This window comes from Desulfoluna sp. HI9BLuna (assembly GCF_056829775.1).
The window spans coordinates 5,181,151-5,194,814 of the sequence record NZ_CP186555.1 but is presented as its reverse complement, the minus strand read 5'-3'; the positions used below and the strand labels follow the sequence as shown (position 1 = coordinate 5,194,814).

The following is a 13,664-nucleotide window of genomic DNA, read 5'->3' as shown; positions in this document are numbered from 1 at the left end:
CAGAAACGCCCTACCGCCGGAAGGAACCTCCCGGGGACAATCCCATTCGAATTCCTACCCTTGCCTTTCAGAACAGGGTTGCCTACACTTGAAAACCATCACGAACCCTATCCAATCGAGGCACTTCCATGAAAAATGTTACGCAAAAAATCGCTATCAGGCAAGCAGATATCACCACCCTTGATGTGGATGCCATTGTCAACGCCGCCAACAACTCCCTGCTCGGCGGAGGGGGCGTGGACGGCGCCATCCACCGGGTCGCAGGCCCGGAGCTCCTGGCTGAATGCAAAACCCTCGGGGGCTGCCCTACGGGCGAGGCCAAAATCACCAAAGGCTACCGCCTCCCTGCCCGGCACGTGATCCACACCGTGGGTCCTGTCTACAGCAACAACCCAAGCGATCCCGACCTCCTTGCCGCCTGCTACAAAAACAGTTTCACGCTAACCGCCGAACACGGGCTCTCCTCCATCGCCTTCCCGGCCATCAGCTGCGGGGTATACCGATACCCCGTGGAGGAGGCCTGCGCCATTGCCCTTCGAGAAACAGTTGAAGCGCTGAATCGGTACCCGGCTATCGAACAGGTGGTGTTCGCGCTCTTTTCCGATGCGCATGTCAAGGTATACACGAAACACCTTGAAACACTTTGAATCTCCCACACTCTTCATTCGAGATATTGCTGCGTTCCGATAAAAAACGAGGCAAGCGACGGTAGGGTGCGCTTGCGCACCGCCGATAAACCGAACCCGCAGACAAAAAAAGGGTGATGGAGGTATCGCCCCCTTGCTTGAACGGCAAGCGGTATTGGCTTGCAAAGGCAATGGTGCGCAAGCGCACCCTACGGGATGACGTGTGGTCCCACATTCTCCCTGATTGATAGAGGTCTGAGCCATTGCCCTGCAAGATGCCGTGAAGGCGTTCCAGCATGACCATGGATGGAGCCATGACGTGATTGCGCTCAAGCGCTCGTCAATGGTTAAAAATTTAAATCATTAGGATGTGGGGAGGTAGAGCCTGGGAACGAAATGAAAAAGCCGCACTGGAGTGCGGCGCTCCAATGCGGCTATGAACTATTCCGGGGTTGCATGCGGTCACGCCGGGCGAAGCCCGTCAGCAAATGTGACGTCCCTGAGGAACGAAGGGATGGAGCATTTGCGAGCCTGGGGTGCAGGGGATTTATCCCCTGCCCGCCGGAGGCATGTTTTTAAATGACCCCCGAATTACGTCTCCCGGGTACAAATCCGCAGGATAATGCGGTCAAGGAGCACGGTGGGGTCTTCGGGGCTGCTTTTCATGGTGCGGTCGCAGTCGGCCAGGAGCGAATGAATGGAGGTCAGCTCGGCCATGGAGAACCTTGCCGCGTTCTGCAGGAGAAGAAACAGTGGATACGGGCTTCCGCCGCGGTTAAGCAGCAAATCGCTCTTTTTTTTGGACAGGCCCAACGATGCCTGCCACGCCTCCACCCGGCCTCCCATGATCTCGTCGGCGGCTTTCACGGCGTTGATGCCGCTGGCACGAAACTGGTTGTAGTCCCTGAGCCCACCAAGGGAGCGGCCCTCACGGCTTTCCAGAAACGACCGGGCCAGCAGAAGACGGCGCACCTGGTTCACCAGGGCGGCCAGCACCTGAAGGGGGTGGGTCTCGTTGGCAAGGAGGTTGCGCACGCAGGCCAGGGCTGTCCGGCCGTTACGCTCTGAGATAGCGCCGGTGAGTTCATAGATGGGGTCCTGCCTGGTCTTTTTGGCGATGCGCCGGGCGTCGTCGTAGGTGATGGACGGGTTGTCCCCCACAAAGGAGCAGAGCTTTTCCACATCTCCCACAAGGGCCCTTAAGTCAAAACCCACCATCTCCACCAGATACTTCACCGCACGGGGCTCCATCTTTTTCCCGTACCGGGAGAGCACCGCTTTAACGGTTTCGTCGATGATCTTGCTCTGCTGGTCTTTGTCGGCCTTGCGCTCACCCTTTGGGGCCGAGCAATCCACGATACTGCCGCACTCTTTAAAAGCTTTGAAGAGGCTTTTGCGCTTGTCGGCCTGGTCTGTGGTAAGCACCAGGTAATGCCCGGCAGGAAGCCCGGCGCGGATGGCGCGCTCCACCAGGCTCTGGTCGTCCATGGGCTCGGGAACCACCACTTTGTTGGCTTCGGCCCAGGCCGCCACTTCACCCACCCAGGGAGGCACCTGGCCGTCTTCGGAGAGGGCCTTGAGCTTGTCCAGCCCCTTGGGCATGGAGAGGTGCTTGAACTGAAGCTTCAGCTTGGAGAGCAGCTGAGCAAGACGCCTTGCCGCAAGCTTCATTTTGCCGTCATCAAAGGCCTTGGTGATCTTGGCAAGCTCCTTGTTCTCCCCTTTTTTGGCATAAAAGATGTGGGAATCACGAACCACAACCACCTTGCCGCTGGAAAAAAGGGAAAACGTAGACACCTGCTCCAGGGCATCCCGAAGTTCGGCATCGCCTTCCACCACTTCGCAGCAGGAATCCCCCAGACCACCGGGAAGCAGGGTCCCCACAAGGGCCTTCAGGGAACGGTCCACAAGGAACTCTTCCCCGTAAATCAGCCAGACAGGAGAGTCCGATGCCTTGGCCAGCCCCTTTTGAAGGGTATTATGCGCCAGCTCAGCCACGAACCACCTCCCTGCGCCCCCGCCTGGAAAGGACAAAGAGCATCACCACTCCCGAAAGGCATAAGAGAACACCCACCTGCTGGGCCGGTGAAAGCCCCAACAGATACGAGCCCCGTTCATCCCCCCTGGCAAACTCCAGAAGAAAACGGATCACGCCGTAGGCCACCACATATCCCCAGAAAAGCTGCCCTTCGAATCGCTTTTTCTTGCGCACCGCCATGATCACCCCGAACAGGGCCAGGTTGGCAAGGGACTCGTAGAGCTGGGTAGGATGAAGCGGGGTGTGAAGGGGCGCCAGGGAATCGGGGTTCGTAAAGGTCACGGCCCAGGGCAGGTCACACACCTTGCCGTAACAGCACCCGGCGTTGAAGCACCCGATGCGCCCTAAAAAATGGCCAAAGGGAAGGGCCGGGGTCAGGATATCGAAGCTCTTCCAGAAAGGGATCTGCCGCTTGCGCACACAATAAAGCGCCGCGCCCAGGCCGCCGATGAACCCGCCGTAAAACACAAGGCCGCCTTCCCACACCTTCACCACGTCAAGGGGATGGGCGGCAAACCAGGAGAGGTTCACGGCAACATAAAACAACCGGGCGCCGATCACTCCCCAGAGCAGAATATAAAAAATCAAATCGGCGATCTTGTCGGGATCTTCGCCGAACACCCTGGCCTCGCGTTTGGAAATCACCATGGCCGCAAGAAACGCCAAGGCCATCATCAACCCATAGGTGTGAACCACCACCGGACCGATCTTAAAGAGTACCGGATGCATCAATTCTCCTCAGGCATGCGATTGAAAAGGATATGGAAAATGAGAATCCCCACCCCGATACAGATGGCGCTGTCGGCCAGGTTAAAGGCAGGCCAGTGCATGTCGCCAATGTACCAGTCGATGAAGTCCACCACGTTGCCGAACCGAAGCCGGTCGATGAGATTTCCCACGGCCCCGCCGAACACCATGGCAAGACCCGACGACAAGACCCGATGGGTTTCGGGGATCGTGTTGTATACCCACAGGATAAAGATGGTGGCAACGCCGGTCACGAACAGGAAGAAAAACTCCCGCACCGCCTGGCTCTGGCCGGAGAGAAACCCAAAGGCCCCGCCCGGGTTCCTCACATGGACAATGTCGAAAAAGCCGTCGATCAGGGGAAACCCGCTGCCCACGGGCATGGAGTGCAACACCAGCTGCTTGGAAAGCTGATCCAGAAGCACCACCAACCCGGCCACCAGCAAAAGCCGGGGCCATTTTTGCTTAAACCATGTCATCCAATTATCCTTTCAGTGATTAAAATCGTACCTCCGGCGGCCAGGGGATGATCCCCTGGACCCCAAATCAGGAATGCTCCGTGCCTTCGTTCCTCAGGCCCTTCACATTCCCTGGCGGGCTACGCCCGGGGGTAGCGCCGCAGGTTGTCCGACCCTATGCATCAACATCGCGCATCCTCACGGGGTCGTCTCTGGTGAATGTGCACCCTAAGCGTTGCGGTCATCGCATCGGTACGGGTTGATTCGTGAAGGATCAACACCCCATAGACGGGCATCAAGAAATATGTCGAAATACTTTTGGCCCGTAGGGCGCATGCACTCCGTGAACCCTTTTCAACAAGGCACCGGCCTGAACTGTTTCCACCCATTCAGCGTGGCCAGAGCGTCGCCCTTCTAAGCCACCACCATCATTATTATTCGTCCACGATCATGTAGGATGGGCAAAGCGCGAGGCGTGCCCATCTTTCATGGGGGTACCCGCAACAATGATAATCACAAGAGATCTGATGCCGGGCACCAGTCCCCCGGCGTGGGCGGTTATATCCGTGCCCGATGGGCACGGCACTACCTTTGCCCATCCTAAGGGGTTCTAACCGTATCCACCCGGGACGCCCTTAGGGTGCACTCCGTGAACCATTTCCAACCAACCGCTGGCCTGAATTATTCCTACCCGTTCGGTATAACAGGCGTGCCGTCTCCGGCGAATGGGATGCTTGAATACCCGTCAGCAAATGTGACGTCCCTGAGGAACGAAGGGTCGGAGCATTTGCGAACCTGGGGTGCAGGGGATTTATCCCCTGCCCGCCGGAGGCATTGCTTTTTGCTTTTTCTCTCAGCCCTGCATAATACCACACATGTGCAAACCTAAAAAAAGGGCCGGGGCACGCTTGCATGCCACCGGCCCTTTCTATTCAGCTTTTATACGCTTTATGCGGTGCGGTCAAGGATCCCGCGGCAGCGGCTGCACAGGGTGGGCCGTTCGCCGTCTTCGCCCACGGAGGGGCTCCAGGTCCAGCATCGCTCGCATTTGTCGCCCGCAGCGGAGGCAACCTGAACGGCGAGGCCTTCCACTTCCTCACTCACAAAGGCGCCTTCCGGGGCGTCGCCCTCTGCCAGGGTGAAGTCGGAGACGATAAGCACCTGCTTAAGCTCTGAAGCAAAGCTTTCAAGGAACGCCAGGGTCTCGCCTTTGGCCGTCACGGTGACGGCCGCGTCGAGGTTCTGGCCGATGAGCTTTTCGCTTCGGGCCTTTTCAAGGGCCTTGTTCATCTCGTCGCGCAGGGTCACCAGGTGCTCCCAGCGCTCGATGATGGCCTCGTTCTTCCAGTCGGCCTTGGGCTCGGCACCTGCCATGAGGTGCACGCTCTCTTTCTTGCCTTCGAAATCGGGCACGTGCCCCCAGATCTCCTCGGCGGTGAAGCAGAGGATGGGAGCCATCATGCGGACAATGGCGTCCACGAGATCGAAGAGCACCGTCTGAATACCTCTTCTCACAACAGAATCCGTGCCTTCCACGTAAAGGGCATCGCGAACGATGTCAAAGTAGAAGCTGGAGAGGTCCACCGTGCAGAAGTTGTTGAGGCTGTGGTAGATGGTGTGGAACTCATAGGTCTCGTAAGCCTTGTTCACCCGCTCGATGAGGGCCGCCAGGCGGGCCAGGGTGAACCGGTCGATGTCCCGGAGGTCCTCGTAGGCCACCCGGTCGGTGTCCGGATTGAACCCGTTCAGGTTCCCGAGCATGTAACGGCAGGAATTCCTGATCTTGCGGTAAGCGTCGCTGAGCTGCTTCAAAATGTTGTCGGAGATGCGCACATCGTCACGGTAATCCGTGGATGCCACCCACAAACGCAGCACTTCCGCGCCGTACTTGTTGATCACCTCTTTGGGGGCCACCACGTTGCCCACGGACTTGGACATCTTGTGTCCCTTGGCGTCCACAACGAACCCGTGGGTAAGAACCGCCTTGTAAGGCGCTTTGCCGGTTTTGCCCACGCTGGTGAGCAGGGAGCTGTGGAACCACCCGCGGTGCTGGTCGGAACCCTCAAGGTAGAGATCCGCAGGGCGCCTGAGCCCGTCACGGTCGTTCAGGACAGCAGAGTGCGTCACTCCGGAGTCAAACCAGACATCCAGGATGTTGGTGTCCTTGGTGAAGGTGCCGTGGCCGCACTTGGTGCACACGGTGCCTTCGGGAAGCAGGTCCGCCGCCTCTTTTTCGAACCAGATGTCTGCGCCGTGCTCTTTGAAGAGATCGTAGATCTTATCCACGGACGCCTGATCGGCATGGACCTCGCCGCACTTCTCGCAGTAGAACACGGGGATGGGAACACCCCAGGATCGCTGACGGGAGAGGCACCAGTCCGGGCGGTTTGCGATCATCCCGTGGATGCGCTCACGGCCCCAGGAAGGAATCCATTCCACCTTGTCGATCTCGGCCAGGGCCTTTTCACGCAGGCCGGTGTTGTCCATGGAGAGGAACCACTGGGGCGTTGCTCGGAAGATCACCGGCTTTTTGCAGCGCCAGCAGTGGGGATAGGAGTGGCTCATCTCGTTGTGCTTCACCAGGGCGCCGCAGGCATCCATCTTTTCGATGAGCTCGGCGTTGGCCTTGAAGATGAATTTCCCTTCGAACTCTTCTCCCACTTCTTCGGTATAGCACCCGTTGTTGCCCACGGGTGAGTAGGGCTCCAGGCCGTATTTAAGGCCGGTGATGTAGTCGTCTGCACCATGGCCGGGGGCGGTGTGCACGCAGCCGGTACCTGCTTCCAGGGTGACGTGGTCTCCCAGAATGATCACGGAATCCCTGTCGATGAAGGGGTGGCGGCACACCTTGTTTTCAAGGGAAACACCGTCGGTCTCGTAAAGGACGGAGTAAGACTCTTTACCGAAGGAAGTCATGAGCCCTTCAAGAAGATCCTTGGCCACCACCATCACCTCGCCGTCGGTTTCCACAAAGGCGTAGGTGAACTCACCGTTCAGGCACACCGCAAGGTTTGCAGGGATCGTCCAGGGAGTAGTGGTCCAGATAACAAAAGAGACCTTTTTGCCCGCAAGGGAAGCATCGATCTCCGCTGCATCACCCTTGAGGGGAAACTTTACGAAGATGGACGGCGAGGTATGATCCGCGTACTCGATCTCGGCTTCGGCAAGGGCGGTCTGGCAGCTGCAGCACCAATAGATAGGCTTTTTGCCGATGAACATGTCGCCGTTGGCGGCAAATTCACCGCACTCCTTGGCGATGCGCGCCTCAAAGGGGTAGTTCATGGTCAGGTAGGGGTCTTCCCACTCACCCATGACACCGAAACGCTTGAACTCCTCGCGCTGGATGTTCACGAAGTTACCCGCATACTCGCGGCACTTCCGGCGGATGTCCGCCTTGGACATCTCTTTTTTCTTGGAGCCCAGTTTCTTGTCCACGTTGTGCTCGATGGGAAGGCCGTGGCAATCCCAGCCGGGCACGTAGGGCACGTCAAAACCATCCATCTGCTTGGAGCGGATAATAATATCCTTGAGGATTTTGTTCAGGGCGTGTCCGATATGAAGGTTACCGTTGGCATACGGAGGGCCGTCATGCAGAATAAACTGTTCACGACCCTTGGACTCTTCCCTGATTTTTGCATAGAGTCCGCTCTCCTCCCACGCCTTGAGCTGCTGAGGCTCTTTGGTCGGCAGGTTGGCCTTCATGGCGAACCGCGTCTGTGGCAGGTTCAGCGTTTTCTTGTAATCCATTATCTCCTCCAGCGTGTGGAACTTCTTAGTCGCACCAAGATATACTTTGGTCTTCATGAAATGAAACGCACCATGCATCGCCCGGCCCTGATAAAAAAACAAAACGGCACGAAAAAGGATGAAGGACACCGTACGTCCCTTCCTTTGGTACCGCCCTTTTTCCTAAGGGGCCTTCAGGGCTTCCTGCATGGAAATATGCAGCAAACAAGGCCCCGAAACCCACGTTTCGGAGCTGTCACATCAAAATAACCACCAACTTTATGGCATAGTACCGCCCAATGTCAATGGGATTACCCCATTTAAAGGGCCAACGCATTTAACAAATCAGTTGCCTCCGGCGGGTCGCTTTTTGAAAAAAGCTCCGCCAAAACGTTCCGGTAATCAAGGCGCCTCTCTTCAGCCCCTGCGGGACTGAAGAGAGGCGCCTTGAAAAACAAAAAAATGAGAGGGACTATGGACGATTGCGACGCAAAAAAAACAAACCTGTTTGGCAAACTTTTCAAAAGATTGCCCTCCCGCAGGGCCGCCGGAGGCAAAATCTAAATGCGTCTAAAGAAGGTCGCTCATAGTAATCACGAACAGAGCCCGCTGTGCCCCGCAAAAAGGAAGCTCGTAGCGGATCATCTCCGTGGCAAGGGAAATCCCCCGGGCAGCAAAGTCGGCTTCGCAGGCCTTGAGGCTTTCAAGGTCCTCTTCAAAGCCTTTGCCCTTCATGGCAACAATGCGCCCTCCGGGTTTTAAGAAAGGAAGGGCCATGGGCACAAAGACATCCATGGCTGAAAAGGCCCGGGAGGTCACCACATCATAGCCCTGCCCCCGGCCCTCTTCCTCGCTGAGCTCTTCAGCACGTGCATGGATGGCCTCCACGCCGCTGAGCTTCAAGGTCCGCGCCGCGTGCTTTAAGAAACTCACCTTTTTTCGAACCGCGTCCACCAGGGTCACGGAGAGGGTGGGGTCCGCAATGCGGGCCGGAATCCCCGGGAAGCCGCCCCCGGAACCGATATCCAGAAGCCGGGAGCCCTTGGGGATGTATGGCATCACGGCAAGGGCGTCCACCATGTGCTTTTCCGCCACCTCCATGGGATCGGTGATGGCCGTGAGGTTGCACTTCCGGTTCCAGGCCAAAAGCTCTGCGGCATAGGCCGCCAAAAGGCCCGCCGCTTCCGAGCCGATTTCCACGCCCAGGCGCCCTGCCCCCTTCACGACCTGAGCCGTCCATCTGTCGTCTATTCCAGCCATGTCCTTCTCTCTTATTGTCTATCAAAAATAATCTGTTCATATTCAGGCCCGGTTCATACGTGCCGCCAGCCATTGATTTACGGTTGACAGGGAACGGTGCCTGTTCTTATATGGACGTATGGCAAGGACGCAGGAAAGCTTCCATGCCATCAATCATCCGAAATCAAACGAAAACCCCACCCCGCGAGGCAGCGACACACCATGAAAGAGCACCCCAGAAACCCATTTCTCACCGTGGACGCCATCATTGAGACACCGGAGGGCATCGTACTGATCAGGCGGAAAAATCCGCCCCACGGCTGGGCCTTGCCCGGGGGGTTCGTGGACTACGGCGAATCCGTGGAGCACGCCGCAAAGCGCGAAGCACTGGAAGAGACAGGCCTTGACGTCACCCTTGTACGCCAGTTCCATACTTACTCGGACCCCGCACGGGACCCGCGTCACCACACCGTCTCCGTGGTCTTCCTTGCCACGGCCACAAGCACCCCGGTGGGGGGCGACGACGCGGCCGAAGCCCGGGTCTTTGCCATAGACAACCTGCCAGAGCCCATTGTCTTTGACCATGGACGCATCCTGGCGGACTATTTCAGCCACAAAAACGGGGCACCCGACACAACGCTTTTTGATGTTGAAGCCGATGCGTCATCGTAAGAGTTTTCACGGCCTTACTCTCCGGCTGCCCCGCGGAAACACGGCCACCGGAAGCGATACCATACCCATGTAGACCACGCATTTCAACCAGGTTGTCCCCGGAGAGGGCGCAGGCCTTCTCAATCCTTGAACAGCCACTGGAGGTAGTGATGAAAAAAATAGGTGTTCTTCTTTCAGGTTGCGGCAACATGGACGGCTCCGAAATCCACGAATCCGTCCTCTCCCTCCTGTTCATCGACAAGGCCGGGGCCACGGCCGTCTGCATGGCTCCTGAGATGACCCAGACCGAAACCGTCAACCACCCCAAGGGCGAAACCACCGGGGAAAAAAGGCAAGTCCTTGCCGAGGCCGGCCGCATCGCACGGGGAAAAATCCGCCCCATCACCGATGTCAACGTCGAGAACCTCGACGCCCTCATCATCCCCGGAGGCGCAGGCCCCATCAAAAACCTCAGCAACTACGGGGAAAAGGGAGCCGACCTTGAGGTACGCCACGACGTGACCATGCTCATCCGCGCCTTTTACACCGCAGGAAAACCCATCGGAGCCATCTGCATCGCCCCGGTTGTCCTTGCCAAGGCCCTGGACGCACACAGCCCCACGGTTACCATCGGGGACGACGCCGCCACCATTGAGAACCTGAAAGCCTTCGGCGCATCCCACGAAGCCCAACCCGTGGACGGTATCTGCATTGACGAAGCCAACAAACTCGTCACCACCCCCGCCTACATGTGCGGACCGGGCATTGCCGATATCGCCCCGGGCATCGAAAAACTCGTCAACCAGGTCATCTCCATGACAAAAGGGTGAGAGAGGATAGAGGTTATAGGCTAAAGGTTGAAAGCATGCCTCCGGCGGGCAGGGGATAAATCCCCTGCACCCCAGGGTGCACATGCTCCCGACCTTCGTTCCTCAGGTCGATCACATGTGCTGACGGGCTGCGCCCGTGCATGAAATGGCCATACGACGGGCCATCCATCTATCCCAATAACAACCCAAACAATCGTTACCTTGAAGCGCCGCACTTCGTGCGGCATGAACGGCGACCCCCTCCGAAAAAGCCGCACCGAAGTGCGGCGCTCCATAGTCACTGGAGTATGGCAGGGGGGCAAACCATACGTGATGGGTTCAGAGTAAGGAACCCACCGGTCTCCCAGCAACAAGTCCCTACAGCCCTTCCGAGCCCCCGTAGCCTTGGAGCGCCGCACTCCGTGCGGCATGAGCAGCGACACCCTCCCAAAAAGCCGCACTGGAGTGCGGCGCTCCATAGTCACTGAAGCATGCAATGGCTGAGGGCAAACCATACGCGATGGGTGCAGATTGAAGGAAACCACCTAACACCCAGCAACAAGTTCTTACAGCTCCTCAGAGACCCCGTCGCCTTGGAGCGCCGCACTCCGTGCGGCATGAACGACGACACCCTCCCAAAGAGCCGCACCGGAGTGCGGCGCTCCATAATCACTGGAGCATGCAATGGCTGAGGGCAAACCATCTGCCATATGTACAGAGAGAAGTAAGCCACCGGACATCCACTCATAATAACCTAACGCCCCTCCAAACCACCGCAGCCTTGGAGCGCCGCACTCCGTGCGGCATGAACGGCGACACCCTCCCAAAAAGCCGCACTGGAGTGCGGCTCTCCATAGTCACTGTAGTATGCCATGGCAGAGGGCAAACCATACGCGATAGGTACAAATTGAAGGAAGCCACCGGGCTCCCAGCCACAAGCACCTACCGTTCCTCCGAACCACCGCAGCCTTGGAGCGCCGCACTCCGTGCGGCATGAGCGGCGACACCCTCCCAAAGAGCCGCACCGGAGTGCGGCGCTCCAATTTTCAAGAAGCCCCCCGAAGAATGAAAACCACAACACGGGCGCAGCCCGTCAGGGAATGGGATGAGCCTGAGGAACGAAGGCGAAAGAACATTCCCGAACCTGGGGTCAAGGGGCTCAGCCCCTTGCCGCCGGAGGCATGCTTTTTTATTAAAATTCCTCGTGGTGAACCTTGCCGTAGTCCAGTTCGCTGTGCAGGTGACCTGGCTTCTCTTCGGCGGGGTAGCCGATACCGATGATGGAGGCCACTTCAAGGCCGTCCGGGATGGAGAGGATCTCCCGGACGCGGTCAGCGGCCATGCCGCCTTTGCCGTCCTCCCTCAGGCGAATCTGGCACCAGCAGCTTTTCAGGCCCAGGGATTCTGCGACAAGCTGGATGTAAGTGGCGGCGATGGCGGTATCTTCCACCCACACGTCGCAGCGTTCCGGGTCTGCCACAATGGCGATGGCCAGGGGGGCCTTGGCAAGGAACCCGCCGCCGTGGGGCTTGACCCCGGCGAGGGCCTCCCGTTTTTTTTCATCCTGCACCACCACAAACTGCCAGGGGTTGAGGCTCCGTGACGAGGGGCTCCTCAGGGCAGCTTCCATGATGAGTTCCTGGGTCTTTTTTTCCACGGGACGGGCCTCAAAGGCCCTCACGCTTCGCCGCTCGCGAATAATCTCCATAAACGATGCTTTCACAATCCCTCCTCCAGACAAAAACAGGCGATGGAAGGGGCTCGCCCTTCCATCGCCCGGATGTACGAAAATTCGGTAAAAAAACAGTCGTGTTTGCCTTTATGCTTGCGCTACTTCTTTTTCTTCATGGCCGCCATGAGAAGCTCGCCCATGGTACCCATGGCCGCGTCGGATTTGGCCTTGGGCTTTTCCACATAGCCTTTCCAGTTGGATGCTCCGTCGGCGGCTTCGGTGGAAACCAGGGTAATGCGGCGCTTCTCTTCGTCCACGGCCTCCACGAGGAGGGTGACCTCGGCACCGGGCTTGGCGGCGCTCAGGGCTGCGGCGTCCGCGGCTTCAGCCAGCTTGGACTTGGGCAGCAGGCCGGTGACCCCGGGCTCCAGTTTGACGAAGATGCCGTAGCTCTCTTTCTTCTCCACGGTGCCCTGGACCTTGGATCCCACGGGGTATTTCAGGGCCGCGCCCTGCCAGGGATCTCCGTGAGCGTCGCGCATGGAAAGGGAGAGGCGTTTTTTCTCCAGGTCGATGGCCTTGACCACCACCTGAACAGTCTCCCCCTGGGACACGGCGTCCTCGGGCTTTAAAATTCGTTTGGTGTAGCTCATCTCGCTGACGTGGACCAAGCCTTCGGTGCCGGGGGCCACTTCCACAAAGGCTCCAAAAGGCGCAAGGCGCACGACCTTGCCGCTGAACTGCTCACCCACGCGGATGGTCTCTCCGGCCAGTTCCCAGGGATCCTGGGACGCCTGCTTCACAGACAGGGCGATACGGGGAGCGTTTTTGCCCTCCACAGCATCGATCTTCAGGACCTTGACGGGGAGAGTGTCTCCCACGGTCACCGCCTCTTCACAGGACTGCACACGGCTCCAGGAGAGCTCGGAGATGTGGGCCATGCCCTCCACCCCGGCATGGAGTTCCATGAAAGCACCGTAGGGCATCAGTTTGATCACCTTGGCTTCCACGGTATCGCCCTCGGAAAGGCCTTTGAGGAATGCGGCACGAACCTCTTCGAGTTCTGCCTCCAGAAGCTTGCGCCTGGAGATGACGATGTTTTTGCCCTCCCCTTCGATGCGGGTCACGAGAAAGGGAAAGCTCTTGCCCACGAACTCCTCGCCGCTTTCAACAAAGGAGGTATCGATCTGGCTTACGGGACAGAAGGCCCGCTTGCCCATGAGGGAGACGGAAAAACCGCCTTTGATCTGTTCGTTGACCTTCCCTTCCACCGGTGTCTTTGCCGCAAAAGCATCAAAGAGCATCTCCATGGTTCCGGCCCCGGACATCTGCTTGGAGAGGACCACCTCACTTTCGTTGGCGCTGACCACATAAAGGGTCACCATGTCACCGACCCCGACGGTCAGTTCACCGTCTTCGTCGGTGAGTTCCATGCGGTCCACAACGCCATCGCTTTTTGTTCCGGTGTCTACGTAAACGCTGCTCTCTCCGATGGAGATCACCTTTGCGTCCACCTTGTCACCGCTTTTCAGCTCCTCACCCAATCCGTCGCCATACGCATCCAGCAACGCCTCAAAGCTCTCCTCTTCAGGAACGCCCATATCACCCTTGTCGTTCATCATACTCTCCGACATGCCCCCTGGCGGGGGGATCTGGTTCACCCGGTATCTGACTGTTGATTACCTGCGTTGTGCCGGC

At 58.1% G+C, this 13,664-nt stretch carries 10 protein-coding genes; 3 read left to right on the top strand and 7 right to left on the bottom strand.

Going from position 1 to position 13,664, the window contains the following annotated elements; all coding sequences use genetic code 11:
- Positions 1 to 128: 128 nt before the first annotated feature.
- Positions 129 to 647 carry an O-acetyl-ADP-ribose deacetylase gene (locus ACOYW0_RS21200; RefSeq protein WP_482415758.1) on the top strand — a complete coding sequence of 173 codons (519 nt, stop codon included), beginning with the start codon at positions 129 to 131 and terminating at the stop codon, positions 645 to 647.
- A 570-nt stretch (positions 648 to 1,217) separates the two neighbouring features.
- On the opposite strand, the gene holA is transcribed toward ACOYW0_RS21200, so the two are convergent.
- From holA to rsmG, 5 genes are all read right to left on the bottom strand, one after another.
- A complete protein-coding gene (holA, locus tag ACOYW0_RS21195; RefSeq protein ID WP_482415757.1) occupies positions 1,218 to 2,624 on the bottom strand; it encodes a DNA polymerase III subunit delta in 1,407 nt (468 codons plus the stop codon).
- Complete coding sequence (gene lgt / locus ACOYW0_RS21190; protein ID WP_482415756.1) at positions 2,617 to 3,393, bottom strand: prolipoprotein diacylglyceryl transferase; 777 nt, start codon at positions 3,391 to 3,393, stop codon at positions 2,617 to 2,619. Before lgt ends, holA begins: the two co-directional genes overlap by 8 nt.
- Positions 3,393 to 3,890, bottom strand: a complete 498-nt coding sequence (lspA, locus tag ACOYW0_RS21185) for a signal peptidase II (RefSeq protein ID WP_482415755.1) — start codon at positions 3,888 to 3,890, stop codon at positions 3,393 to 3,395. Before lspA ends, lgt begins: the two co-directional genes overlap by 1 nt.
- 927 nt (positions 3,891 to 4,817) lie before the next feature.
- On the bottom strand, positions 4,818 to 7,616 hold the full coding sequence (gene ileS / locus ACOYW0_RS21180; protein ID WP_482415754.1) for an isoleucine--tRNA ligase: 2,799 nt from the start codon (positions 7,614 to 7,616) through the stop codon (positions 4,818 to 4,820).
- Between the two features lie 549 nt (positions 7,617 to 8,165).
- Positions 8,166 to 8,855, bottom strand: a complete 690-nt coding sequence (rsmG, locus tag ACOYW0_RS21175; RefSeq protein WP_482415753.1) for a 16S rRNA (guanine(527)-N(7))-methyltransferase RsmG — start codon at positions 8,853 to 8,855, stop codon at positions 8,166 to 8,168.
- A gap of 201 nt (positions 8,856 to 9,056) precedes the next feature.
- Between rsmG and ACOYW0_RS21170 the strand changes: the two genes are divergently transcribed.
- Together ACOYW0_RS21170 and elbB are read left to right on the top strand one after the other, a co-directional pair.
- Positions 9,057 to 9,506, top strand: coding sequence for an NUDIX domain-containing protein (locus tag ACOYW0_RS21170; RefSeq protein ID WP_482415752.1), 450 nt, complete (start codon positions 9,057 to 9,059; stop codon positions 9,504 to 9,506).
- Positions 9,507 to 9,655: 149 nt separating this feature from the next.
- A complete protein-coding gene (elbB, locus tag ACOYW0_RS21165) occupies positions 9,656 to 10,315 on the top strand; it encodes an isoprenoid biosynthesis glyoxalase ElbB (RefSeq protein ID WP_482415751.1) in 660 nt (219 codons plus the stop codon).
- A 1,171-nt stretch (positions 10,316 to 11,486) separates the two neighbouring features.
- Here elbB and ACOYW0_RS21160 read toward each other — a convergent pair.
- Both ACOYW0_RS21160 and ACOYW0_RS21155 read right to left on the bottom strand, forming a co-directional pair.
- A complete protein-coding gene (locus ACOYW0_RS21160) occupies positions 11,487 to 12,017 on the bottom strand; it encodes a nitroreductase family protein (protein WP_482415750.1) in 531 nt (176 codons plus the stop codon).
- A gap of 107 nt (positions 12,018 to 12,124) precedes the next feature.
- A complete protein-coding gene (locus ACOYW0_RS21155) occupies positions 12,125 to 13,588 on the bottom strand; it encodes a 30S ribosomal protein S1 (protein WP_482415749.1) in 1,464 nt (487 codons plus the stop codon).
- Between the last annotated feature and the right edge of the window lie 76 nt (positions 13,589 to 13,664).